The following is a 25,583-nucleotide window of genomic DNA, read 5'->3' on the forward strand; positions in this document are numbered from 1 at the left end:
TGACGTTTGTTTCACTTATGCTCTCTTATTGGTTACTTGCTCACAGTGCATAGCTACGCTTGCTGTGGCATCTAAAATGGCTTGCTGTTTTGCATTTGCCGCCATTTCTTTAATTAATGAAGGTTTAGCTAAATATGGGCTTAAAAGCGCAACAATTGATTGTTGATTAAACTGCCCTTGTGGCATTAGTAATGCACCATTTGCCACAACTAAATACTGTGCGTTAGCTGTTTGATGGTCGTCCACCGCATGCGGAAAAGGTACAAACACTGCCATTTTACCAGCAGCGGCAATTTCACTCACAGTGAGCGCGCCCGAGCGGCAAATAACAATATCAGCCCAGCCGTAAGCTGTGTCTATATCATCTATAAATTCAGCTACTTTTGTATTTTCAGTGCTAAATTTATGCGACTTATAAGCAGCTTCAACACTGCCTAAGTGCCCTTTACCTGTTTGGTGCCAAACACTTATAGCATTGGTATTACCCAGCTCTGCAAACGCAGCAGGCAAAGTTGTATTAAGTACTTGCGCTCCTAATGAGCCGCCTACCACTAAAATATTAATTGGGCTTGATACTTCTCGCACTGCAATATTTGCCACGCTTTCTCGCACTGGATTACCAACCAACTCGGCTTGCCCTGTAGCAAATGCACTTGGAAAAGCCGCCAATACCCGATTAGCAAACTTAGCAAGCCACTTATTGCTCATACCGGCAATGGCGTTTTGCTCATGAATCACCAGCGGAATACCTAAACTTTTAGCTGCAATACCTGTTGGGCCAGTTACATAACCGCCCATAGCGAGTACCACATCGGGCTTTTCGCTTTTCAATACTTTACGCGCTTGTAATATTGCATTAAGCACCATGAATGGGGCTTTAATAAGACGCTTTATTCCGTTACCACGTACGCCTTTTACATTAATAAAATTGATATCAATATTATGCTTAGGAACAACCGTTGCTTCCATTCTATCGGGAGTGCCTATCCAACTTACTTGCCAGCCTTGCTGCTTTAAGTAGTCGGCCACAGCAATACCCGGAAATATATGTCCGCCAGTACCACCGGCAACTACAACACACTTTTTACTCATCGCTTAGCTCCACCTGACGTGGCTTGTTTGGTCGCCATTTTAGTTTCAAAATCAACACGTAATAAAATACCAGCAGCAATTGTCATCATGAGTAAACTCGACCCACCGTAAGAAATAAACGGCAGTGTTAACCCTTTAGTAGGTAAAATACCCGCACTTGCGCCTACGTTCACCATGGTTTGAAAAGCAAACCAAATACCTATTGCCAACGCTAAATAGCCTTCGTATTCTTTACCATTTTTAAGTGCATTTTGGCCAATTAGTAAGGCTCTAAACACTAAGGTGCCTAATACTATTAATATGCTCGATACACCAACAAAACCAAGCTCTTCGGCTATTACCGCAAAAATAAAATCGGTATGCGCCTCGGGTAAGTATTGTAGCTTTTGTACGCTGTTACCTAGGCCTTGGCCAAACCAATCACCTTGACTGTAAGCCATTAACGATTGCACTAACTGATACCCTTTGCCAAATGGATCGTCCCACGGTTCTAAAAAGCCAATAACCCGCGCCATACGGTATGGTTCTAGCACTATTAGCCCGATAACCAAGGCAACACCGGTTAGAATTAATACAAAAAACTGCCAAAGTTTGGCACCAGCTAAAAACAATAAACCCACGGTAGTTACAAACATAACGACCACAGTACCTAAGTCAGGCTGCATTAAAATTAATCCTGCATAAGCCGCAAATACTAGTATTGGCTTAATAAAACCTTTTATGTTTTCTTGGACTTCGCTACGTTTACGCACCAAATAACCTGATATATAACTAAAAAAGAATAGCTTAGCCAGCTCAGATGCCTGAATGTTAAACGGCCCTATGGGTATCCAACGAGTTGAACCGTTTACTTCTCGGCCAACAATAAGCACTATAAGTAATAAGCCTAAACCCACTAACAACAAGTACGGATTCGCTTTTTTCCACCAGCTCATAGGCACTGAAGTGGTGATCCAAAATAAACAAAACGACAAAGCTAAAAATATACCGTGCCGAATAGTAAAATGATAAATATTACCAAATAATCTGTCTGCTGTAGGCATAGATGCACTGGTAACCATGACAAAACCCACCCCCATTAACATCAGCATGCAATACAATAATGGTACATCGTAGAGCTGCGCCGAAGGCTTGGGCGTTAGTGCTTCTTTAATATCGGCAAAGGCCATCATGGCTGTTCCGCCATAACACATTGTATAAAGTCATCGCCGCGTTGCATGTAGTTATTGTACATATCAATACTGGCACAAGCTGGGGCAAGTAACACAATATTACCGGGCTCGCTTAATTGCTTAGCCAGTGTTACCGCTTCGCTCATATTATTGGTTAAATGGCTTTTATTGGTTAATGCCATTAAATCTTTGGCATCTTTTCCAAAGCAAATTAGCGCTTTAACATGCTGCTGTAAGTAAGGTGTAAGGGCGTTTAAATCGGCTCCTTTTGCATCCCCACCAGCAATAACTATTAATTGTTGGCCATTAGTTGCAAGGCTATCTATTGCAGCAATAGTAGCCCCCACATTAGTGGCTTTAGAGTCATTAAAGTATTTAACTCCAGCACGTTCAGCAACAAACTGACAGCGGTGTGCAAGGCCATTGAATTGGCTAAATGCTGTACTGTATTGTGCTTTACTAATATTAAACGGGCTAAGTAGCGCCATTACCGCAAGAGCATTTAAATAATTGTGCTTGCCTACTACTGCCAAGCTAGTTACTGGTAAAAAGGCTTTGTTAGCCTGCATAAAATATGTTTGTTGCTGATATTCGCCTAGGCTGTAATCGCCCTGGTTAGCACCAAAACTTAATTGGGATTTTGCTTTACTATGCGTGGCTTCGTCGTCTGCATTGGTTATCACTAAAGCTGCGTTATTATAAATACTCAGCTTGGAATCTATATAAGCTTGATAACTGGCGTAACGATCGAGGTGATCCTCTGAAACATTCAGCACGGTGGCGCTAATTGGCTGTAAACTTGTTGTGGTATCTAGCTGAAAACTAGACAACTCCAATACGTACACATCAACGTCGTTGTTACTTAAATCACTTTGTAGTAAATCAAGCACTGCGGTGCCAATGTTGCCACCTAATGCTGCTTTATAACCAGCAGCAAGTAATACCTGCTGCGCCAGTGTGACTACTGTGGATTTACCATTAGATCCCGTAACAGCAACCACAGGTTTAGTATTAATACGGGCAAACAACTCAACATCACCAATCACTTCAACGCCTGCGTTTATAGCTTTAGCAATTGCTGGAATTGTTAAGCTAAGGCCTGGGCTAATAATGATCATATCGCTGGCGCAAAGATCGGCACTGTCCAAATCACCAAAACGGGTAGTTAAGGTTGGCGTATTTTGTTTTAGCCAATCAATTCCCGGTGGGTTTATTCGGCTATCAACCACGGTTGGTGTTAAACCCTGAGACACTAAAAAACGCACAATGCCCAGACCGGTTACACCGAGTCCGAGCACTGTTATTTGTTTGTTTTTTATCTCACTTAAGTATCGCATTTATCGAATCTTTAACGTCGCAAGGCCAGCTAACACTAGCACGATTGAAATAATCCAAAAGCGCACAATAACCCGCGGCTCTGGCCAACCTTTTAATTCGTAATGATGATGGATAGGCGCCATTCTAAAAATTCGTTGCCCGCGTAATTTATACGAGCCTACTTGTAAAATAACCGACAAGGCTTCCATTACAAATACTCCCCCCATAATAATAAGCAGTAACTCTTGGCGAACTAATACGGCAATAATACCCAATGCACCGCCTAATGCTAATGAGCCTACATCGCCCATAAATACTTGCGCTGGGTAAGTGTTAAACCATAAAAAGCCCAGCCCTGCGCCTACTATTGCGGTACATACCACAACAAGCTCACTGGCCAGCGGTAAATATGGAATATGTAAGTAATTCGAAAAATTCACATTACCAGTTAAGTAAGCAATAATTGCCAGTGCTGCTGCCACTAAAATAGTGGGTACTATGGCAAGGCCATCAAGTCCATCGGTAAGGTTTACCGCGTTTGATGTTCCTACTAACGCAAAGTAGGTAATAACAATGTAAAACAAGCCTAGTTGCGGTAATACATCTTTAAAAAATGGTACAACTAACGAAGTTTCATTGGCTTGAGTGCTGGTAAAAAATAATGCACAAGCAACAACTAAGGCTATAACTGATTGCCAAAAATACTTCCACTTAGCAATTAAACCTTTAGGGTCTTTACGAATAACTTTTCGGTAGTCATCCACAAAGCCAACCACTCCTAACGAGCCAATAACAAATAACGTTGCCCAAACATATTTATTTGATAAATCGGCCCATAATAAGGTACTGGTAAAAATAGCCGCTAAAATCAGTAAGCCACCCATAGTAGGTGTTCCCGATTTTGATAAATGCGATTGTGGACCGTCATCGCGCACTGTTTGCCCTATTTGCATACGTTGCAAAGCGCGAATTAACTTAGGCCCTAAATAAAGCGACATCATTAATGCGGTTAAAATCCCTAAAATCGCACGTAGGGTTAAGTACGAAAAAACATTAAAGCCCGTGTAATATTGGGTTAAATACTCTGCCAGCCAAACTAACATTAAAATACTCCATTGATGGCTTGTTGCTGGCCATTAACTAAATCGGTTACTAAAAGCTCCATGCGAGAACTGCGTGATCCTTTCACGACTATGGTGGTTTTTTTATCTACTTTTTTAATACTTGTTTGAATTTGTTGCAGCATTTGCTCACGGTTTGAAAAGTGTCTATTTGGCAGGCCATACACATCACTGGCATAGCGACTTAATACACCTAAAGTAAACAGCTCATTGATGCCTTGCTCTAATGCATATTCGCCTACTTCTTGATGATATTGACGTGCTTCTTCGCCAAGTTCACCCATGTCGCCCAGTGCTAAAATACGATGCCCTTGCATGTCACTTAGTAAATCAATGGCGGCTTTAACCGATTTAACATTGGCGTTATAGGTATCATCAACCACAGTTAATAAGTCAGAAACATTAATTAAATTAACGCGGCCTTTTACATCCCCCATGGTTGCCAGCGCATTGGCAATATCCTCAAGAGTGACATCAAACTCACTGGTTAGTGCTGCTGCAATAAGTGCATTACTAATATTATGCTTACCTGGTAGCGCAAGCTTAACCGGTATTTGTGCGTTTTTAGTGCATAGGGTAAAGCTAGCGCGAGCATTTTCATCTAGGCTAATATTTTCAGCCCAAATATCGAGTTTTTCACTGCTCGAAAAACGCGTTACTTTACGGCCATCGAGTTTATCTAGCCAATATTGGCTAAACTCACTGTCGCAATTAACAATGGCAACGCCATCATCTTTAAGCCCATCAAAAATTTCGCCTTTGGCTTTAGCCACACCCATTAAGCTGCCAAAACCTTCTAAGTGAGCGGCGGCTACATTACATACCACGGCAACATCGGGTTTGGTCATAGCGGTGGTATAAGCAATTTCACCTAAATGATTTGCACCCAACTCTATAACGGCAAAACGGTGTTGCGGCTCTAAGCGTAATAAGGTTAGCGGTACGCCAATATCGTTATTAAAATTACCTTTAGTGGCTAGTACATCACCATGCACAGATAAAATTGCAGCGCACATTTCTTTTACTGTGGTTTTGCCAACGCTGCCAGTAATGGCAATAGTTTTAGGAGCTACTTGCGCCATTACTGCGCCGCCTATAATTCCCAATGCTAAACGGGTATCGGCAACTATAAACTGTGGGATATCAACATCAACTTTGTGCTGCACAACAACGCCAATCGCACCATTTTGTTTTGCTTGGGCAATAAATTTATGACCATCAAAATTTGGCCCTTTTAGTGCTAAAAATACTTCACCACTGCAAATGCTGCGAGTATCTGTATTTATATTTAGCACTGGTTGATTATCACCTTGATAATCGGTTGCCAGCACGTTAGCTAGCCAATCAAAATCCATCGGGATCATGCTTGAGTCCCTCTTACTGCTTTTTTTAGTTGTTGTTGTACGTAACGGCGATCGCAAAAATCGATGCGCTGATCACCTATTATTTGATAGTCTTCATGGCCTTTACCAGCAATAAGAATAACCTCGTCTGCTTTGGCATTGTTTATAGCGTAACTAATAGCTGTTGCTCTATCGGCCTCTAAATAAGCTTTTGTTGGCTGCGCTAAACCTTGTGCTACATCGGCAATAATGGCGTCAGGATTTTCTGAACGTGGATTATCACTGGTAATAATAACCTTATCCGCATTTTGCTCTGCCGCTTGTGCCATTAATGCCCGCTTGCCTTTATCGCGGTCGCCACCACAACCAAATACACAACTTACTCCACCAGGTACATGCTGCTGTAATGCTTGCAGCGCAAGCGCAAGCGCCTCGGGTGTGTGAGCGTAATCAACAATACAGGTTGGCTTGCCTTTGGCGCTAAATGCTTGCATGCGTCCGGCTACCGGTTGCAATTGCGCACAGCCTGCAATTAATTGTGCTAGCGGATAACCTAGCCCCAATAAAGTTGCAAGTGCCGCAGTTAAATTATATAAATTAAATTCGCCAAATAACGGCGACTTTATAGCAATATCGCCCCAGCTTGTAGTTAATTGTGCTGCTATGCCTTGCGCTGAATAAGTAACGTCTGAAAAGTACACAAACTGTGCATTTTTAGGTGGTAAGTTTTTTCGCCCGTAACACACTAAACTGTTAAAGCTGTATTTTTCGAGCCACTGATCTGTTTGTCCATCATCTTGATTAAGAACCACAAGTTCAGGCTCAAAGTCTTTAAACAACATTAGCTTAGCATCACCATAACGCGCCATGTCACCATGGTAGTCGAGGTGATCGCGCGATAAATTAGTAAATACCGCCGCTTTAAATTGACACTGTGCAACCCGCTGCTGTACTAATCCGTGGGATGACACTTCCATCGCCACTAGCTTGGTATTTTGCTGCTTTAAATCATTTAAAATTCGTTGTAAATCAACCGACGATGGCGTGGTATTTATTAGTGGTGTTAGATTATCTGGATGACCATAGCCTAAGGTGCCAATAATGGCCGACTGGCTGTTACAAAACTGCGCTAAATGAGCGATCATAGCCGTGGTGGTCGATTTACCGTTTGTACCTGTCACACCAATTAAATCAAGCATATGGCTTGGCTGCTGGTAAAAGCGACTCGCCAGCTCAGGGAGCTTTTTAGTCAGCTCTGACACTAAGTAAAGTGGCTCAAAACTAGTTTCAAATTCGCATAATCTGTCGGCAATAATTGCAACCGCGCCATTTTCAATTGCCTTCGCAATAAATTGTCCGCCATCTAATTGATGACCTTTAATTGCCACAAATACATCACCGGGCGTTACTTCCCGGCTATCAAGGCGTAGGTGCCCTACCTGCTGCGAGGGGGCATCTATCTCTATATATTTTAAAATTGCTTTTAAATCACGCATCGTTCTCTTTACCTTTTACGTACGCTACCTCTTCCTTATCGGGCGCTACGTTTAATATTCTTAATGCGTTAGAGACGATTTCTGCAAATGCAGGGCCAGCAGTGGCACCTCCATAGTACACATCGCCGCCGGGTTCGTTAATCATCACTACCACTGCTAATCTAGGATTACTTGCAGGTGCAATACCGGCAAAGTAGCCTACATATTCGTCACCGTAGCCACCAACAGCTGCTTTTTTAGAAGTACCTGTTTTACCAGCAGCTCGATAACCATCTACGTTAATTCTGCGCGCTGTACCGTCTTTTTCAAATACACTTTCCATCATGTGTACAACCGCTTCTACGTCTTTTTGTTTAAAAACACGCTCCCCCTCAGGGATGTCATCTTGCTTTAAAATGGTTAATGGCCGATTAATTCCGCCTGCGCCTAACATGGTGTAAAAACGTGCCATTTGCGCGGTACTTACCGCAATAGCATAACCAAATGATAATGTAGCAATTTCGAAGTCAGACCAACGGCGATTTGGATAAAACAACCCACTGCTTTCACCCACCATACCGGTGCCAGAATCCGATCCAAATCCTACCTTTTGAAATAATCCCACTAAATAATCTTTGGGTACCAACTGAGTTACTTTAGCAACGCCCATATTTGAGGAATATTTTAAAATTTCGCGCAGCGTCATCTCACCGTGGTTACGGGTATCTTGTACTAAGCTGCCGCCTAATCGCATCCAACCTGGGTAGGTGTCAATGGTGTCATCGGCCTTAATTGCGCCGTAGTCTAGCCCAGCTAAAATGGCTAGAGGCTTAACGGTTGAACCTGGTTCAAACAAATCTGTAATAGCACGGTTACGGCGCTTATGCGGGGCAGCGTCATTTAAATTATTAGGATTAAACGATGGGCTATTTACCATAGCCAATACTTCGCCGGTTTTAACATCTACCACCATGGCAGAGCCAGATGTGGCTTTATAAGTAAGCACTGCCGATTTTAGCGCTTTGTAAGCAATACCTTGAATGCGCTGATCAATACTTAAGTGAATGCTTTCGGGCTCTACACGCTCTCGCTCGTCAAGTACTGCAACTTCACGGCCTTGGGCGTCTTTACGAATTGTACGACGGCCTTCTTCACCTGTAAGGGCATTTTCGTAAAGCTTTTCTATGCCTTCAATACCCTTACCATCAATATTTGTGAAGCCAATAATATGCGCAGTTACTTCGCCTGCGGGATAATAGCGTTTTGACTCGTCGAGTAAATGAATGCCTGGTAGGCGTAAATCACCAATGTAATTTGCCACTGCGGGGGTTACTTGACGCTTTAAATATACAAAGCGGCGCGTTGGATCGTTTAGCAAGCGTGAGTTTATTTTTTTAGGTTCTAAACGTAAAACATCGGCAAGCTCACGCCAGCGCAAATCGTTTTTATAATAAAGTGCAGTACGCTTATCTAGCTCAGCAGCATTTTCTGCTAATGCTTGGTGATCTTCACCATTTTTACGTGCTTGCCTTAGTACTTTAGATACCAATGATTTGTGCAGTGCTTTGGGGTCTGCATACACACTCACTACAGGTACACTTACCGCTAACTCTTTGCCATTGCGGTCAAATATCATGCCTCGCTGTACATGCAGTTTTTCAACTCGCACCGTACGCTTATCGCTTTCTGAGCGGGCTTTATCTGGTTCTAATATTTGCAAATAAGCAGCACGGGCTACCAGTGTTACAAACACTAAAAACACCACTGCGCAAACTAAAGTAAAGCGCCATGTGATTAAATTATTAACCGGTTTTTTGCCGCGAGTTCTCATTGTAGTATTATCACCTGCTCATCTTGGCTGGTTGGCCGTTTCATTTTTAACTGCGATATAGCAACTTCTTCAATGCGTGCATGCTGAGAGTAAAACTCTTCTTCTACTAATAAGTAACGCCACTCTAAATCTAATTCGTCGCGTTGTTGCAGTAACGAGTCTTGCTCGATAAGTTGCCCTCGCGCAAGGTGCGTTATTTGCACCAAAGTTAAACTAGAAGCGAGTATCACAACCAATAAGGCCGAGGTAAGCTTATTAGCACCTAGGCCTTTAATTATTTCAAAAAATAAATTAGGTTGACGATAGCTCGCTTTTTTCCTCATCCCAGCCTCTGCGCAATCCTAAGTACAGAGCTACGTGAACGTGGGTTACGCTCTACTTCTGCAGCGCTTGGCTTAATGGCTTTACCCACAGCTTTTAATGTCAAATTTTGATTTATTTGTGCGTCAGTTAAAGGTAAACCTCGAGGTAGCGTCTCGCCACGGCTTTGCTTTCTAATAAATTGTTTTACAATACGATCCTCTAAAGAGTGGAACGAAATAACAACTAAGCGACCACCTGGCTTAAGAACTTTAATCGCAGATTGTAATGCTGTTTGAATTTCTTCTAATTCACTATTTATATAAATGCGAATAGCCTGAAAAGTTCGTGTAGCTGGGTGTTTAAATTTATCTTTAACCGGTACCGCTTCATCTACCAAGTCGGCAAGCTGCTTAGTGGTGGTAATTGGCGTATGTTCGCGAACTTCCAGCACTTTGTGCGCAATGCGCTTACCAAACTTTTCTTCACCTAGTTTTTTAATAACATGGGTAATATCGTCAAGTTCAGCTTCGGCCAGCCACTGTGCAGCACTGCGCCCTGTGGTTGGATCCATGCGCATATCTAGCGGGCCATCTTTCATAAAGCTAAAGCCACGCAGTGCATCGTCAAGCTGTGGCGACGACACGCCAATATCAAGTAAAATGCCATCAACTTTGCCAATCAGATCGTTTTGCTCAGCCACATCGTATAGGTTTGAAAAGCGTGTATGAGCAATTGCAAAGCGTGGATCATCTGCAAATTTTTCAGCCGATTTAATTGCTTGTGGATCTTGATCTATGGCCTGTAGGCGACCTTCACTACCAAGGCGCGCTAATATTTGACCTGAATGACCGCCACGTCCAAAAGTGCCATCCATGTATATACCGTCTGGCTTAATTGCAAGTGCATCTATGGTTTCGTCCATAAGCACGGATACGTGTTCAAATTGTGCTGTCATTAGCTATTGTTTGCCTTTTATTGTGCCGTTAGAGTGTGAAATTATCTAAATCTGGGTGTGGTTCAAAATCACCAAGCCTTTCAAGCTCTGTATCTTGGCGCATTTGCTGATGCCAACGCGCTTCATCCCATATTTCAAATTTATTCATTAAACCAACAAGCATGATTTTTTTGCCAAGATCTGCATGGGCGCGCAACGAAGGCGCTAGCAAAATCCGGCCATTTTTATCAAGTTGATATTCAGTAGCATTACCCAGCAACATGCGCTGCATACGACGGGCTCGTGGGTTCATATTAGATATTTTTGCTAGGCGGCTTTCTATTTCTTGCCATTGTGCCAATGGATATAACCATAAACACGGCTCATTTAATGCGACGGTACAAATAACCGTTCCCTGATCTTCAGACAATAGATCGTCTCGGTACTTAGTGGGTACCGCAAAACGTCCTTTATCATCCAAACTCAGCGAACTTGCGCCACGAAACATAAAAAGCCTACTTTAAAATTGTTTTAATCAACACTTTTGATTAACCCGATCCATTTTGATCCACTATAAACCACTTTTTACCACAGTGCTCCAGTTTAGGGCTTGACAAGGCTTTTTGTCAAGTAATCAGGCTTCCTTTAACGCGTCTCAAAGCTAGAAAAAATAAGGCTTAGCGTAAAGCGATTGAATTAAGTGGGAAAAAATGGAATTCGTGGTGAGATTTTTTCTTATCATTTTAAGTAACCTTTCGTTTACACTTTTTGCTTACTGAATAACCAGTGAACAATTACAAATTTTAAGGCGTGATTTAGCCATTTGTAAAATTTACTCAATTATATGGCAATTGTTACGACTCAAGTTAAAGCTGGCCAACCGTAAAACACATATATCAATATAAATCATATAGTTAAAGTTATTTTAAAGTTGGTTTGATCATTGCAGCTATATACTTACCAATAAATTTTTTAACTTTATTTTTATTAAGGATTGATTATGGCTACTGCAACAAATACTAAAACATCAACAACTACAGCGACTAAACCTGAAGTTAACGAAGCACCCTTTACAGAAAAAGCAACATCGGCTGCACACGACGCAGTAGATGCACTTTCTAGTAAAGCAGCCGTAGCAGAGAGCAGCGTAAGAAAAGGGGCAACTAGCTCTGCTGAAACACTGAGTGAAAAGCAACTCATTGCCCGTGAAAAACTAGGTGAATATACATCTAAAACACGCACCCTTGCAGCAGAGAACCCATTAGCAACAGCTGGAATTGCATTTGCCGCAGGTATGCTAGTAACTGCATTGTTTCGTCGTAAGTAAACAATGATGAATAATCCACAAACAACAGCGACCAAGGATGGTGACGCTCAAAATCAAACGGCCCAAGACGCGAGCCAAAAGGAAGATTGGCAAGATCATATTGCTAAGCTTTTAGCCTATTCTGAGCAAATAAAGGATGACTACAAAACGCAAGGCAAACTTACCAAACAATTAGCAAAAGCTGAGTGGCATTTGTCGCTCAGATCACTTGCACTCATTACTATACTTTTGGGTTGTTTTGCCAGCGGTTTGATTTTGTTGTGGATTGTTTTATTGGGCGCAATTGGCTTTGGAGTTTATGAGTTATTTGCCTCTGTATGGTTAAGTATAGCAACCGCAACTTTACTACAAGTTATAGGCTTAATTTGGCTTTGGAAAAGTGCTATTTATTTAAGTAACAAAATTGGCTTTAGTAAAACATTACGTAGCTTAAAACAGTTATTTAACCTGAACTCTGGTTAAAAGATTTACTAACGTATTGAATCATAGCTATGTTTAAATTTATTTTCTCTAGCCAGAAACTTTCAGTGAAAACAAGACGAATTGACGCGTCAATAGCTGGCCTATTGCAAGTAAATTCAACGCAGTTAGCGCTTAAAGTAGCTGTTTGAGATAGATTTATTATCCAAAGTTCAGGTTATTTAACCTTCAAGGAGATAACAATGCTGGTTAACTATTTAATTCAGTCGCCAAACAAAGCGGTGAATAATCTTAGTAAACAAATGGATTTACAAAGTGAATTAAAACGCCAACATCACATGGCGTTTAAGTACAGATTAAAACGCTTTGCGGTTACCAAAGTTGGTATTTCAAGCGCATTTTTAGCCGGTGCTGTTGTGCAGGCTAGTAGTACTAAATCTGGTTTAATCAAAAAATATGCTTGGCTAGCAAGATTATTAGCTTAATGGATAAAACCAGTGCCGCGCAATAAATAATAGCGCAGCACTAATTGATAGCTTTAGCCTTTGTTAAGCGGCTTAATTGATCATTGATCATAAATCGGCGATTCTAAATATTACCAAACTCACCGTTTTGATAATCACGAATAGCTTGCTGAATTTCAGCTTCAGTGGTCATTACAAATGGCCCCATGTGAGCAATTGGTTGTTGAAGCTCATCACCAGCTAAAATAAGCACACCTGCTCCTTGCTCTGTATATAAGTCAATGTCACTACCTGGTTCTAGTATTAACAGCTGTTTTGCTGCAATAACGTTACCTGCTTGCGTAGTTAACGAACCGGTATGAATATATAGCATCACTTTTTGCTGGCTCAGTGGTGGCAACTCAAAACGCTGTCCTGCAGGTAAAGTTACATCAGCTAAAGCGGCATTTGCAGCGAGTGTTTGTAGGCTTGATGTTAAAGCCTGATCGGCAAACTGCCATGTGCCTGCCAATGCTTTAAGTGTTACTCCATTATCATTGGTGGCAACTGGCGCAGGATGCGCTGTTGTATCTTGGTAAATTGGTGCGCGCATTTTTTCTGCACTGGGCATATTGATCCATATCTGAAAACCATGTAACCCTTCATTAGCATCTGCCAATGGCATTTCACTATGCATTACCCCTTTACCTGTACTCATCCATTGTACATCGCCTGCTTTTATGGCCTTTTTATTACCCATTTGGTCACGGTGTTCAAAGCCACCTTTAATAATATAGGTAAAGGTTTCCATACCACGATGAGGATGCGCAGGAAAACCGCCAATGTAATCGTTTTTATTATCTGACTTTAGTTCGTCAATCATTAAAAAGGGATCTAGGTGCTTGCCATCAAAACCGGGAATTCTACTAATATTAACGCCATCACCATCTTGGGTTGCGTGCGCACTTAGTTGTTTAATTACTTTCATTTTATTGCTCCAATAAAGTAGATAACACTATTTAAGCACACTGAAAATTTACGTATATATGTTTAATTCGTACCATTTATTCTTTTTAAACGAATTTTAGTTTTTATCCTAAAAAATTACAGTTTGCTATAACCGTTATTAAATGACTTGCTGTTAAAGTAGTTATTACAGCTGATTTTTGATTTAATAAGCAATGCTTTAATCCTTATTATTTATATGGTTATTAAACAAAAAGTTAGCTACAATTATTTTTGGCGTAAATCTCTATTAAGGCATTATTATTTTTACCACTTCACTTAAAAATCAGCTTTACCGTTTGCTTATTTTATTTAGCATTCCTGGGGTCGCTGTGATCATTTTTACGTTATTACTAGAACGTAACTATTCAATTAAGCAAAGTGAGCTACAAGCAACCAATATTGCCAACCGTTTTTCATTACAACAAAAAAATATGCTTGATGATATTGAGCGTTTAGCGCGCTATATCGCACAACAAGAAAGCAAGCATGATGAGCTGCTAACCACCTGCCCTGACTATTTTGAGCTATTTAAGTCACTCTACAATAATGTTGCTAATATTGGCATGATTGACTTGCAGGGGAATATTAGTTGCGCCACATCGGGGCAAGTAAAAAATATAAATATTGCAGATAGAGATTATTTTAAAAATGCATTAAATAGCGACATGCTATCTGTAGGCTATTTTCAGCTAGATCGAAGTTTACAAACAACAACGGTGAATTTTGCGCTGTCGTTAAAAAATACCGCTGGGGTTACCAAAGGCGCTGTTATAATTGTGATTGCCTTAGATTGGTGGAATGCAGCAATAAATGAAATTAACTTACCTGATGGATCGTTAGTTGCCATTGTTGATTCTAACACTAAAATTTTAGCTCACTACCCCAAAAACACTACTTTAATAGGTAATAGTATTGCCCAAAATTATGTGGAGTCGATGCAGGCTGATTCTCATTTTATTACAGATGAGCAAGGTGTTACCCGTATTTTTTCTCGCTCAACTCTTTATAACGATCCACATAATAACAACTTAGATATTTATATTGGTTTACCCGTCACCGATGTTTTAGCACAAATAAATCATAACTTTATAATCTCTTTAACTGTATTTATAACCTTTTTATTACTGCTAACATTTATTGCCTACAAACTACTAAAAGTAAGTATTTTTACACCTATTAATAATCTAACTAAAGCAACCGACAGCTTAGCAAATGGCGTTATGCCATCTGAGCAAAATGATACTCCTAACAGCCCCGAGCTCAAGGTTTTATATCAACGCTTTAAAATAATGGCTGAAACTCGCTTAGCTACTGAGGCTAACCTTAAAAATAAACACGATGAGTTAACCAGTTTATTAAGTGCACTGCCAGATAGTTACTTAAAGATTAACAACAAAGGTGAGGTTTCTAATATTGGGGGCTCATTTAATATTCCTGGTGTTACGCAATCGGTAAACAACTTAACTTTAGCTAGTTTTGTTACTGAGCGTAATGCACAGTTAATTCTCAATAACCTCCCTACTTCAACTTCAAATAACTCAAATAACTTAGAGTTTACCTTGCAAAGCCAAACTGATATTAAAAGCTTTGAAGCCAGAATAAACCCAATGCAAACTAACCATGAGTTTGTAGTAGTGCTACGCGATATAACCCAGCGCAAACAAAATGAAGAAGCCCTACACTTAGCGGCGCTTGTGTACGGTAACAGTAGTGAAGGAATGGCTATAACCGATGAAAATGGCATTATATTCGATGTTAACCCTGCTTTTAGTAAAACCACGCTTTTTTCTAAAGAAGAAGTAATTAATAAAACGATCAGTGTTTTGTCCTCTGGCAAGCACGATAAGACATTTTATCAGGCTCTGTGGGCAGAACTAACAAGCACGGGGCGTTGGCAGGGAGAAATTATTAATCGCCGTAAAAATGGTGAGCTTTACGTGGAATGGTTAACTATAGATACTGTGTATGATGACAATAACATGCCGGTTCGTCGTATAGCCATATTTACAGACTTAACAGAAAAAAAACAAGCCGATGCGCTTATTTGGAAACAAGCTCACTTTGATCACCTTACTGACTTACCGAATCGATTAGAGTTAAAAAAACGTTTAAATGAATGTTTTACGCGTGTAGAAAATAATGCCGAGCAACTGGTTATTATGTTGCTCGACATAGATCACTTTAAAGACGTTAACGACACTTTAGGGCACCATTATGGTGATGCTTTACTTAAATTTGTGTCGCAGCGTATTTTAGAGTCAGCAAAAAATGCCGAGTTTGTTGCCCGCATTGGCGGCGACGAATTTGTAATCGTATTTAGTAAAATTAAAGAACAGCATATAAAGCAAATAGCTGAAAATATTTTACTTAGCTTGTCATCGGCTATTTATATTGAAAACGAAGAGTTGTTTATTAGTGCCAGTATAGGTATTGCCTCAGCCCCTAATGATGGCGAAAATACTGAGCAGTTACTCAAAGCAGCCGATCAAGCAATGTATAAAGCAAAAGTTAATGGCCGTAATGGCTTTGAATTTTTCTCCCATGACATGCGCGAAAAAGCGCAAATGCGCATGCTGCTACTTAAAGAATTACGAACAGCAATAGAGCTTGAGCAGTTTGAATTGTTTTATCAACCTATCGTCTGCCTAAAAGACTTGCACGTACACAAAGCTGAAGGATTAATTCGTTGGCGTCACCCTGAAAAAGGCTTAATAAGCCCTGCTGACTTTATTCCGTTAGCTGAGGAAACCCGACAAATAAATATACTTGGGCAATTTGTTTTCTCCCAAGCATTACAAACACTCAATGATATAAAAGCACACATAACCAATGATTTTCAGCTGAGCGTTAATGTATCGCCAATACAGCTATCTACCCCAGATAGCGGGATAGATGAGTGGGGAGCTATGCTTAATGCAGCAAACCTGCCTGCATCATCAATTGTTGCTGAAATAACTGAAGGCTTAATGGTCAACCCTGAGGCTTTAACACAAAGCCGTTTAAAGGCACTGGTTCAGTCGGGAATGCAATTAGCCCTTGATGATTTTGGCACCGGTTACTCTTCTCTCGCTTACTTACAAGAAATGGATACCGACTACCTTAAAATAGATAAACGCTTTGTTGATAACATTAATAAAGGTAGCCAGGAGCTGGTATTGTGCGAAACCATTATCGTTATGGCGCACCAGTTAGGGTTAAAAGTAATTGCTGAAGGAATAGAAACCAAGCAGCAAATGCAACTGTTACTTGAAGCTGGTTGCGACTATGGGCAAGGCTATTTATTTTCAAAACCCTTACCTAAAGAGCAGTTTATGAGCTTACTAACCACAAGCCAAATCATTGCACTAAAATAACCACAGCGTTAGGCACCAAACATTACCCAAGTACTCTATTATGAGTACTTGTAAAGTTACTTACCTATTAGGCTCTTTCACATCAAGATGATCGGCAACATAGGCTCCGCGCTCACCTCTTTTTTTATCTGGGCCTATTGTACTATCTATTGCAGTTTGTTGCTCTGAGGCAGCATTAATTGTCGCCCCTAAAATTACAATATAAGCACTAATGTATAGCCACATCAGCATAATAACCACCCCACCTAACGAGCCATAAGTTTCGTTATAACTGGCAAATTTCGATACATAAAATGAAAAACCAATTGAAGCGACTATCCATAAAATTGTCGCAATAACAGATCCTAAGGTGATCCAACGCCATTTAGCTGGTTTACGATGCGGCGCGTAACGGTATAAAAGCACTAAGGCAAAGTTAAAAGTAAATGCTAATAATGGCCATGAAATAAACGTGATGAGTAAATCTATATTTTCTTTTAATCCCACTAAATTAAGTACTACCGGTAAAATACCAATAATTAACAGCGCAAAAATAGCCACTACAATAGCGCCAATCGAAAACAGAAAGCGTACAAGTTGTGCTTTAAAAAATGAGCGTTTTTCATATTCCTGATAACTTATATTACAGGCTGTAATTAATGCTTGGCTGCCCTTTGAACTACTCCAAATAGTTAATATTAATGTGCCAATTGCGCTCAAACTCAAGCTAGTACTTGAGCTTTGGGCGATACTGGCTATTTGCGACAAAATTAACTCTCCGGTACTCTCTGGTAGCAGCTCAATTACCTGACTTAAATGCGCCCCTATATCTGTAGGTGATGCAAAATAGGCATAAATAGATACAAGTGCAGCAAGCGCTGGAAAAATAGCCAGTAACGCATAAAATGCCACGCCAGCGGCCACTAACGATAAATTATCACGACTCATTTGAGTAAAAATACGCTTAGTAATATCCCACCAACCAAGCAACGGAATATTTACTGGTTGCTGTGCATCTTGACCACGTTTTACATCGCTCATTTTAACTCCTTTGTTATATAGCAGTAAGAGAGCAAAATGTTTGCCAACACCAATGCGCTTGGTATTAAACTTGCTATTATTGTTTATAAAGATGATTTAACACGGATAACCCCCATGCTCAGTGCTTTAAATAACATTATAACTGCAGTTAATGCAGCCCCTGCTACTCCAAGCATTAAAGCCGATGTATTGTCGTGGGCGTTTTTGCAAGAGCAAAGCATGCAATTCCTACATGTAGTAGTGCAAACCTTACCCACCCTATTTTTAGGGATTATTATAGTTGTAATAAGTTACATCCTTGCCAGGCCGTTATCACGCCTATTAATTAAACCTATTGAATATTTAACCGATAGTGCACTTATTCATCTGGTTATAAGGCGAAGTATAAGTATTTTAATCCTACTATTGGGTATTTACTTGTTTTTACGTTTAGCTGGGCTGACACAGTTTGCCGTAGCTATAATGAGTGGCACAGGTTTGATAGGGCTTATTCTCGGTTTTGCATTTAGAGATATTGCCGAAAATTTTATAGCTAGTTTATTATTAAGCATACAACGCCCTTTTAAAATAGATGATGTAATTGAGGTAGAAGGCCGCCTCGGCATAGTTAAAAAAGTAACCGCTCGCGCAACCACTTTAGTTGACTACGACGGTAACCATATTCAAATACCTAATGCCACTGTGTACAAAAATATTATTAAAAACCTCACTGCCAACCCTAAAATGCGCGGCAAAGTAGAAATAGGCATAGGGTATGATAACGATATACGCAGCGCACAAACCCTAGCCCTCACAATTGCAAACCAACAAAACGCAGTATTAACCGATCCACCTGCGCAGGTATTAATTAAAAACCTAGGCTCATCAACAATTAACTTTACGTTATTTTTTTGGGTTAATAGCGAGCAGTTCAGTACCGCTAAAGTGGCCTCACAGCTAATGCGAGAATTAGTAAACGAATTTACTAGTCATAACATCAGCATGCCAGACGATGCCAGAGAACGCATTATACTTAGCGATCCTAACCTTGAAGCTGTAACCCCAGAAAAAAGTGAGCCTATAGCGCCAACTAAAAAAGTATCAGAAACACAAGCTCAAGCCAAAAACTTAGATGACGTAAGTAGCGACACCGATGAAATACGCGAGCAAGCAGATCAATCCCGCGATCCCGAGCAAGGTAAAAATATTATCTAGTTAAAAATCAGGGAGCTAGTTTTATAAGGTCGTATCAGGTTATATCGAGCCTACTTTTATTTTAGACACAAAAAAGCCCGCAGTTTGCACTGCGGGCTTTTTATTGAATGAGTGAGTTAGCCGTATAAGCCGGGTTCTGTCCTTTCCGAAGAAAGTGATAATCATTCGTCTAGGCCATAAATCGCTCTATGGCTCAAGCAACCTACCCGGTTCTGACGTGGGCCACGCGTTCATTATTTAAAATGATAGAACCCTATTTGGTCTTGCTCCGAGTGGAGTTTACCTTGCAACCGACTATTACTAGCGGCCCGGTGCGCTCTTACCGCACCCTTTCACCCTTACCAATCCGAAGATTGGCGGTCTTCTCTCTGCTGCACTTGTCGTGGGCTCGCGCCCCCCAGCCGTTAACTGGCACTCTGCCCTATGGAGCCCGGACTTTCCTCCCCCTGATCATTTTCGTCACAGGCAGCGATTATCTTGGCTAACTCGGCGCGGATTATACCTGAGGATAATGCCAAGCGCAGTAAAGATTTACCCTTTTTCGTCAATTATTGTTTTATACAGCGCATTTTTTTTCATACCAAAGTAATCGGCTACAATACCGCAGGCTTTTTTCATTGGCATTTCGCTTTCAAGCAGCGCTAGCATTTTACGTGCTTCAGGCGGTACGTCGTCTATTAGCTTAGGTTTACCCGGCAACATGAGTACTATTTCGCCGCGCTGCTTGGTAGGATCGTTAGTTAAAAATGCTTTTAACTCACTCACACTGCCATTAAAAAATGTTTCAAAGGTTTTAGTCAGCTCTTTAGCAAACACCACTTGCTGATCATCGCCAAGTGCCTCGGCTAAGTCATCAAGGCTTGCCATAATACGATGGGTACTTTCATACATTATGCTAGTAATGCCAGAATTAACTGCATCAATAAAAAATTCTTGGCGTGCTTTACTTTTTGCTGGTGTAAAACCAACAAATTGAAAGCGATCAGTTGGTAAGCCAGAACAGCATACAGCGGTTATTGCAGCGCATGCTCCAGGAATGGGTGTAACATGTGCGCCTTGCTCGCGGCATAAATTAACCACCGCATAGCCAGGATCGCTGATCAAAGGTGTGCCTGCGTCTGATACTAAGGCTATATTTAAGCCTTGATTGAGTTGGTCGATAATTTGTTGTGCTTTTTGCTTTTCGTTATGATCGTGTAAAGCAAAGGTTTTAGCCTTGATACCAAAGTGGCTAAGTAGCTTGCCAGTATGGCGTGTGTCTTCAGCAGCGATTAAGTCAACTTGCGATAATGTCGCGATTGCACGCTGACTTAAGTCGTCATAATTGCCAATTGGGGTGGCTACAATGTAAAGAGTGCCAATTTTCTGTGAATTCTCCTCATTTAACATTGAGGTCTCCTGCGTCAGTCAGTAATATAAGCAAATCGCGTTAACGTATTGGGAAATCATTGTGCGACTTAAACTAGTTAGTCTATTAATTATATTGTCAGGGTTATCGGCGTGTAGCACAACCGAAAAACCAACTAAAAACAGTGATAACTTCAGTAACAGTGCCAATGCACTAAAAAACCAAGCTAATAGTGCGTTATCTATCTACCAATTGGCGCAAAACCGCCAAGGTGCCGATAAAATACAGCTACTTTATAGTGCCCGCGATGCTGCAGTGAATGAGCAAAGTTGGTCGTTATTAGAAAAGGTATGCGGTGAGTTAGAATTAACCCCAAGTGTTGATCAGATTCAAAATCGTCTTTATATTGCGTTTGCGCAAAAGCAGCAAAATAAAAACGCTCAAGCGTTAGTTATTTTGCAGTCTTTAGATGGTCAACTTAAACAGCCTGAACATTTTGCCTGGCATCAATTTTTAACCGCCAGTGTGTATGCATCGCAAGACTTTGCGAAACGCGCAGCCCCTTACTTTTTTGCAGCGTCTGAGTCTGCTACTAAAAACAATATTGATATTGCACAGCTAAACCAAAACTTATGGGATAACTTAAAAAAGCTTTCCTCTTATACACTTGAACGCTTTAACAGAGGGTCGGTTATTCAACAAGGTTGGGTTAACCTTGCTTTGTACCATCAAGTTTATGCTGGCAGTGCCGTTGAACTTGACCAAGCTATTAATAATTGGTTGAGACGCTACCCCGGGCACCCTGCTAAAGTAGTTTTATCTAAACAAGATGAGTTAGTGAATGACTTAACGCCTGTAATAATAGAGCGTTTAGTTGTACTACTGCCGCAATCTGGTGCTAATGAACGCTTAGGTGATGCACTTAAAGCCGGCGTGCTCGCAGCACTTGATCAGCAAAGCATTAATGAAACCATTTTTATTGATGAAAACAGTGATGTTGATGAAATTACGGCTAAAATAGCGCAAATAAAACCCGACTTTGTTGTTGGTCCACTGTTAAAAGCGAATATAGATAAACTTGCTAATGCGCAAGTGCTTATAGACATACCTACTATGCATTTAAATACCTTTGATGGTGAGCGGCTTTCGTTACAGCACTACTTTTTTGCCCTTAATCCCGAGCATGAAGTACAACAAGCATTAGAGCACTTTTTAGCTCAGGGCTACCAAAAGCCTATGTTACTTGCGCCTAATAATGCAAACGGGCAGCGTTTGGTTGATTACTTTAACCTGCAGTGGCAACGCTATAGCGAAACCAAACCACAAATTGGCTTTTATAACAGTAGTCAAGACATGCCTGATACGATTACCAGCTTACTTGAAGTTGATAAAAGTAAAGAGCGGATCAAAACCGTTAAAACTTTATTTAAGCAAGAAGTCGAAAACGAAACACGCTCGCGCAGCGATATAGACGCTATTTATATTTTAGGCGATGCAATAGAAACCCGTTTAATAAAGCCGTATTTAGACGTTAATGTAAGTACATTTGCTGATAGGATCCCGCTTTATGCTAGTTCTAAAAGCCATAGTAGCCAAATTGATCGTACCGATAAAGGCGACTTAGATGGCTTATACTTTACCGAACTTCCTTGGATGTTAAAGTCGCAAATTAAACAGCATAATCTTCGCCAGCAATACGAAACATTGTGGCCAGAGCACGCCGATATAAGCCAGCGTTTATTTGCTATGGCCTACGATGCAGTAACTATATTGCATGACATTAAACAACTAAGTCTTTCCCCTGGGAATCAGTTTAGCGGTTTAAGTGGTAAGCTCTCGGTTAATACCAGCGGGCATATTGAACGCACATTAGACTGGGCACAATATACCAATCGTCGGATTAAGGCTGTGCAACTAAAAACACAACGCCCAGTGCCATTATTTATGCAATCAGCCAGTGACTTATACATTACCGAATAACTAAGGGGGCGACATGTCTTGGTTTAAACAGCTGTGGCAAAACAGTCGTGAAAAAGGCCAGTATTATGAGCTCCAGGCACAAAAGTATTTAGTTTCTCAAGGGTTAACAGCAATTGAGCGTAACTATTACTGCCCCTTTGGCGAACTTGATGTAATTATGAAAGACGGTAACACTTTGGTTTTTGTGGAAGTTAAGTTTCGTAAAAACCACGCTCGCGGCGGCGCTAATTACGCATTAAGTATACAAAAACAAGCACGCTTAAAACGCAGTATTTATCATTACTTAGCCGCTAAAAACCTAACAAATCAGCCGTTAAGAATCGATTATGTAGCAATCACTGGAGAGCCGTCTATGCATATTAACTGGCTCAAAAACGTATTTTAAAAACAAAGAACTAGGTATAAATTGTTGGTATTCTATGCAAGACACAATTAAAGAAATTTTTACAGAAAGCATTCAGGTACAAATAGCAGCGGGTGAGGTATTACCCAGTGCATTAGAGTCAGCCGCTTTTACCATTGCTCAAAGCCTGATCAACGGCAATAAGCTTATTTGTTGCGGTACAGCTAACTGCCATATGCTTGCTCAACACATGGCAGGTGTTTTAGTTAATCATTATGAAACCGAGCGCCCTTGCCTGCCAGCTATTGCGTTATCGCAAGAGAGTATTAACTTAGGGCAAAGTACTCAGGTTGACGATTACGACACGTTTGCTCGTCAAGTACGTGCCTTTGCTCAACAAGGTGACTTACTGCTGGCACTGGCTATTAATGGTAATGAAAAACAAATTATTTCAGCGGTAGAGGCGGCACTAACTAAGGATATGAAGGTCATAGTTATGGTTGGTGATGACGGCGGTGAGCTAGTTGGTTTACTTGGCCCTAATGATGTTGAGATTAGAACGCCTTCTAAACGCCCAAGCCGTATTATTGAGTCGCATTTAGTTAACTTACATTGTTTAAGTGAACTGGTTGATTTAACGCTTTTCCCGCAGGATGAAAATTATGTTTAAACGCTCCCTTATTATTTTAGGCACGGTTGTATTACTGCAAGGGTGTGCAGCCGCAGTGGTTGCTGGTACTGCTAGTGCAATAACAGCTGCAAACGATCGTCGCACAATTGGCTCTCAGATCGATGACAGCAATATTGAAATAAAAGCTAGCATTGCAATTAGTGAAGTAGATCGCTTGCATAAATTTGCTCATATTAGCGCTGTAAGCGTTAATGGCATTGTTTTATTAGTTGGCCAAGTTGCCAATGAAGAAATGAAAAACGAAGCTAATAGAGCCATTGAGAGTGTTGCTGGCATTCGAAAAATACATAACCAAATTCGTATTGGTTCAAATATTGGGGTGACTACCCAAACTCATGACTCTTGGTTAACCTCAAAAGTAAAAGCACAGCTATTAACCGCTAAAAATATTAGTAGTAATAATATTAAAGTAGTGACTGAAAATGCCGAAGTATTTTTGATGGGTTTAGTTTCTGACGCAGAAGCAGAGCAAGCAGTAAATATTGCGCGTAATGTATCGGGTGTTGAGCGCGTAATTAAAGTATTTGAATATTTGTAAAGATAGCTGGTTCGATGAATATAAAAGCCTTGTAGTTAACACTGCAAGGTTTTTTATACCGGTGGGAAAACCCGCCGTTACAACAATCAACCTTAACCCACTTCTCGCAGCCCACTCCCGCAAACTTTAAGGCATAAAGCCTTAAGCGAAACTTTGTGCTTGGCTTAATCTTTACCTAATACCTAAAACCTTTTACTTTTATACAGACATAAAAAAACCGCTTATTAGCGGTTTTTCTTTTACCATTAACAAATTATAAAATGTATTATTTTATAACACGTAAATGCGAACCTTTTTTCTTTTCAGGCTTTTCTGGTGGTGTTTCGTCAACATAATTTGCTGATGAATCAACACTTTCAAAATCTGGAGCAAAATCGTCTTCGTCCTCTAAAAACTCATCTGCTGTAAAGACCGTACCCTCGCCATTTTCACGCGCGTATATTGCAAGTACAGCCCTTAAAGGCACATACACTTGCATTGGCTGACCACCAAACCGCGCGCTAAAGCTAAGTTGCTCATTATCTAACGAAAACTGGGTTACCGCTGAAGGACTTATGTTTAATACAATTTGTCCATCTTGCACAAACTGTGTTGGCACTTGTACTGCAGGGTAATCAGCGTCAACCACTAAATGTGGCGTGCATTCGTTATCAACAATCCAATCAAAAAAAGCGCGTAATAAATAAGGACGATTAGGCGTCATTATAAACGGATCTCACGCTCAGTTTCAGTTAAAGAAGCTTGGAATGATTCACGCTCAAATAAGCGGATCATATACTCTTTAAGCTCTTTAGAACCTGCACCGTTAAGCTCAATACCAAATTCAGGTAAACGCCATAATAGTGGAGCAAGATAACAATCTACTAAGCTAAACTCTTCACTCATAAAGTAAGGTGCTTCGCTAAAGATTGCTGCAACCGCAAGCAATGCTTCTGTTAGCTCTTTACGAGCTTGAGCAGCATCTGGTGCGTTGTTAGTGATTTTGTCAGCTAGGCTGTACCAATCAGTATCAATACGGTGCATCATTAAACGGCTACGGCCACGCATTACCGGGTAAACAGGCATTAGTGGAGGATGAGGGAAACGTTCATCAAGGTATTCCATGATGATATTTGCCTGATATAAACCAAGCTCACGGTCAATCAGTGTTGGCACTGTACCGTAAGGGTTAATTTCGTGAAGTGCCTCTGGCAGGTTATCTTTTTCAGCCAAATGAATATCTACACTTACACCTTTTTCAGCAAGTACAATGCGTACTTGGTGGCTATACATACAGTTAGCACCAGAAAAAAGGGTCATTACAGGGCGCTTATTGGCAGCTACGGCCATG

At 40.7% G+C, this 25,583-nt stretch carries 24 protein-coding genes and 1 other RNA gene; 9 read left to right on the forward strand and 16 right to left on the reverse strand.

Features of this window, described 5'->3' with window-relative positions; all coding sequences use genetic code 11:
• Positions 1 to 15 precede the first annotated feature (15 nt).
• The 10 genes from murG to mraZ are packed head-to-tail and all read right to left on the reverse strand — an operon-like array spanning position 16 to position 11,096.
• Positions 16 to 1,092 (reverse strand): undecaprenyldiphospho-muramoylpentapeptide beta-N-acetylglucosaminyltransferase, encoded by a 1,077-nt coding sequence (gene murG / locus RB215_RS12195; RefSeq protein WP_086993258.1) that lies wholly within the window; start codon positions 1,090 to 1,092, stop codon positions 16 to 18.
• The gene (gene ftsW / locus RB215_RS12200) at positions 1,089 to 2,264 is read right to left on the reverse strand and encodes a cell division protein FtsW (protein WP_041454565.1); all 1,176 of its coding nucleotides are present in this window, start codon (positions 2,262 to 2,264) and stop codon (positions 1,089 to 1,091) included. The genes murG and ftsW overlap by 4 nt, the downstream gene beginning before the upstream one ends.
• Complete coding sequence (gene murD / locus RB215_RS12205) at positions 2,261 to 3,601, reverse strand: UDP-N-acetylmuramoyl-L-alanine--D-glutamate ligase (protein ID WP_011329154.1); 1,341 nt, start codon at positions 3,599 to 3,601, stop codon at positions 2,261 to 2,263. Before murD ends, ftsW begins: the two co-directional genes overlap by 4 nt.
• A complete protein-coding gene (gene mraY, locus RB215_RS12210) occupies positions 3,602 to 4,684 on the reverse strand; it encodes a phospho-N-acetylmuramoyl-pentapeptide-transferase (RefSeq protein WP_011329155.1) in 1,083 nt (360 codons plus the stop codon).
• Complete coding sequence (murF, locus tag RB215_RS12215; protein WP_089368731.1) at positions 4,684 to 6,066, reverse strand: UDP-N-acetylmuramoyl-tripeptide--D-alanyl-D-alanine ligase; 1,383 nt, start codon at positions 6,064 to 6,066, stop codon at positions 4,684 to 4,686. Before murF ends, mraY begins: the two co-directional genes overlap by 1 nt.
• On the reverse strand, positions 6,063 to 7,541 hold the full coding sequence (murE, locus tag RB215_RS12220) for a UDP-N-acetylmuramoyl-L-alanyl-D-glutamate--2,6-diaminopimelate ligase (RefSeq protein WP_309216502.1): 1,479 nt from the start codon (positions 7,539 to 7,541) through the stop codon (positions 6,063 to 6,065). The genes murF and murE overlap by 4 nt, the downstream gene beginning before the upstream one ends.
• Positions 7,534 to 9,351: a penicillin-binding transpeptidase domain-containing protein gene (locus RB215_RS12225; protein ID WP_182676487.1), complete on the reverse strand. Its 1,818-nt coding sequence runs from the start codon at positions 9,349 to 9,351 to the stop codon at positions 7,534 to 7,536. Before RB215_RS12225 ends, murE begins: the two co-directional genes overlap by 8 nt.
• Positions 9,348 to 9,674, reverse strand: coding sequence for a cell division protein FtsL (ftsL, locus tag RB215_RS12230; RefSeq protein WP_086993255.1), 327 nt, complete (start codon positions 9,672 to 9,674; stop codon positions 9,348 to 9,350). The genes RB215_RS12225 and ftsL overlap by 4 nt, the downstream gene beginning before the upstream one ends.
• Entirely contained in the window at positions 9,671 to 10,609 is a 939-nt protein-coding gene (rsmH, locus tag RB215_RS12235; RefSeq protein ID WP_089368734.1) for a 16S rRNA (cytosine(1402)-N(4))-methyltransferase RsmH, read from the reverse strand. The genes ftsL and rsmH overlap by 4 nt, the downstream gene beginning before the upstream one ends.
• 28 nt (positions 10,610 to 10,637) lie before the next feature.
• Entirely contained in the window at positions 10,638 to 11,096 is a 459-nt protein-coding gene (gene mraZ / locus RB215_RS12240; protein WP_011329161.1) for a division/cell wall cluster transcriptional repressor MraZ, read from the reverse strand.
• A 492-nt stretch (positions 11,097 to 11,588) separates the two neighbouring features.
• On the opposite strand from mraZ, the gene RB215_RS12245 reads away from it, so the two are divergent.
• From RB215_RS12245 to RB215_RS12255, 3 genes are all read left to right on the forward strand, one after another.
• Positions 11,589 to 11,915 (forward strand): hypothetical protein, encoded by a 327-nt coding sequence (locus tag RB215_RS12245; RefSeq protein WP_011329162.1) that lies wholly within the window; start codon positions 11,589 to 11,591, stop codon positions 11,913 to 11,915.
• Between the two features lie 6 nt (positions 11,916 to 11,921).
• A complete protein-coding gene (locus RB215_RS12250) occupies positions 11,922 to 12,377 on the forward strand; it encodes a hypothetical protein (RefSeq protein WP_011329163.1) in 456 nt (151 codons plus the stop codon).
• Between the two features lie 200 nt (positions 12,378 to 12,577).
• The gene (locus RB215_RS12255) at positions 12,578 to 12,820 is read left to right on the forward strand and encodes a hypothetical protein (protein ID WP_011329164.1); all 243 of its coding nucleotides are present in this window, start codon (positions 12,578 to 12,580) and stop codon (positions 12,818 to 12,820) included.
• 103 nt (positions 12,821 to 12,923) lie between these two features.
• On the opposite strand, the gene RB215_RS12260 is transcribed toward RB215_RS12255, so the two are convergent.
• Positions 12,924 to 13,766: a pirin family protein gene (locus RB215_RS12260; protein ID WP_086993251.1), complete on the reverse strand. Its 843-nt coding sequence runs from the start codon at positions 13,764 to 13,766 to the stop codon at positions 12,924 to 12,926.
• Positions 13,767 to 14,115: 349 nt separating this feature from the next.
• Here RB215_RS12260 and RB215_RS12265 point away from each other — a divergent pair, with 349 nt between their 5' ends.
• Positions 14,116 to 17,139 (forward strand): EAL domain-containing protein, encoded by a 3,024-nt coding sequence (locus RB215_RS12265; protein WP_309216504.1) that lies wholly within the window; start codon positions 14,116 to 14,118, stop codon positions 17,137 to 17,139.
• Positions 17,140 to 17,199: 60 nt separating this feature from the next.
• Here the strand turns inward: RB215_RS12265 and RB215_RS12270 are convergent, their stop codons facing one another.
• Complete coding sequence (locus RB215_RS12270) at positions 17,200 to 18,159, reverse strand: YihY/virulence factor BrkB family protein (protein WP_182683928.1); 960 nt, start codon at positions 18,157 to 18,159, stop codon at positions 17,200 to 17,202.
• Positions 18,160 to 18,273: 114 nt separating this feature from the next.
• On the opposite strand from RB215_RS12270, the gene RB215_RS12275 reads away from it, so the two are divergent.
• Positions 18,274 to 19,353, forward strand: a complete 1,080-nt coding sequence (locus tag RB215_RS12275) for a mechanosensitive ion channel family protein (protein WP_011329168.1) — start codon at positions 18,274 to 18,276, stop codon at positions 19,351 to 19,353.
• Positions 19,354 to 19,462: 109 nt separating this feature from the next.
• Here the strand turns inward: RB215_RS12275 and rnpB are convergent.
• Positions 19,463 to 19,841, reverse strand: an RNA gene (gene rnpB, locus RB215_RS12280) — RNase P RNA component class A.
• Positions 19,842 to 19,884: 43 nt separating this feature from the next.
• Positions 19,885 to 20,742: a 16S rRNA (cytidine(1402)-2'-O)-methyltransferase gene (rsmI, locus tag RB215_RS12285; protein ID WP_086995415.1), complete on the reverse strand. Its 858-nt coding sequence runs from the start codon at positions 20,740 to 20,742 to the stop codon at positions 19,885 to 19,887.
• Positions 20,743 to 20,803: 61 nt separating this feature from the next.
• Here rsmI and RB215_RS12290 point away from each other — a divergent pair, with 61 nt between their 5' ends.
• From RB215_RS12290 to dolP, 4 genes are read left to right on the forward strand one after another with little or no spacing between them, the layout of a single operon-like run.
• Positions 20,804 to 22,681, forward strand: coding sequence for a penicillin-binding protein activator (locus RB215_RS12290; RefSeq protein WP_309216506.1), 1,878 nt, complete (start codon positions 20,804 to 20,806; stop codon positions 22,679 to 22,681).
• Positions 22,682 to 22,694: 13 nt separating this feature from the next.
• Positions 22,695 to 23,066: a YraN family protein gene (locus RB215_RS12295; RefSeq protein ID WP_011329171.1), complete on the forward strand. Its 372-nt coding sequence runs from the start codon at positions 22,695 to 22,697 to the stop codon at positions 23,064 to 23,066.
• A 34-nt stretch (positions 23,067 to 23,100) separates the two neighbouring features.
• Positions 23,101 to 23,694 carry an SIS domain-containing protein gene (locus tag RB215_RS12300; protein ID WP_011329172.1) on the forward strand — a complete coding sequence of 198 codons (594 nt, stop codon included), beginning with the start codon at positions 23,101 to 23,103 and terminating at the stop codon, positions 23,692 to 23,694.
• Positions 23,687 to 24,253: a division/outer membrane stress-associated lipid-binding lipoprotein gene (dolP, locus tag RB215_RS12305; RefSeq protein ID WP_011329173.1), complete on the forward strand. Its 567-nt coding sequence runs from the start codon at positions 23,687 to 23,689 to the stop codon at positions 24,251 to 24,253. Before RB215_RS12300 ends, dolP begins: the two co-directional genes overlap by 8 nt.
• Positions 24,254 to 24,518: 265 nt before the next feature.
• Here the strand turns inward: dolP and RB215_RS12310 are convergent, their stop codons facing one another.
• Both RB215_RS12310 and sspA read right to left on the reverse strand, forming a co-directional pair.
• Positions 24,519 to 24,956: a ClpXP protease specificity-enhancing factor gene (locus RB215_RS12310; protein WP_011329174.1), complete on the reverse strand. Its 438-nt coding sequence runs from the start codon at positions 24,954 to 24,956 to the stop codon at positions 24,519 to 24,521.
• Positions 24,956 to 25,582 carry a stringent starvation protein SspA gene (sspA, locus tag RB215_RS12315; protein WP_011329175.1) on the reverse strand — a complete coding sequence of 209 codons (627 nt, stop codon included), beginning with the start codon at positions 25,580 to 25,582 and terminating at the stop codon, positions 24,956 to 24,958. Before sspA ends, RB215_RS12310 begins: the two co-directional genes overlap by 1 nt.
• Position 25,583: the final 1 nt, after the last annotated feature.

The organism is Pseudoalteromonas sp. HL-AS2 (genome assembly GCF_031198805.1).
GTDB lineage: Bacteria > Pseudomonadota > Gammaproteobacteria > Enterobacterales > Alteromonadaceae > Pseudoalteromonas > Pseudoalteromonas nigrifaciens.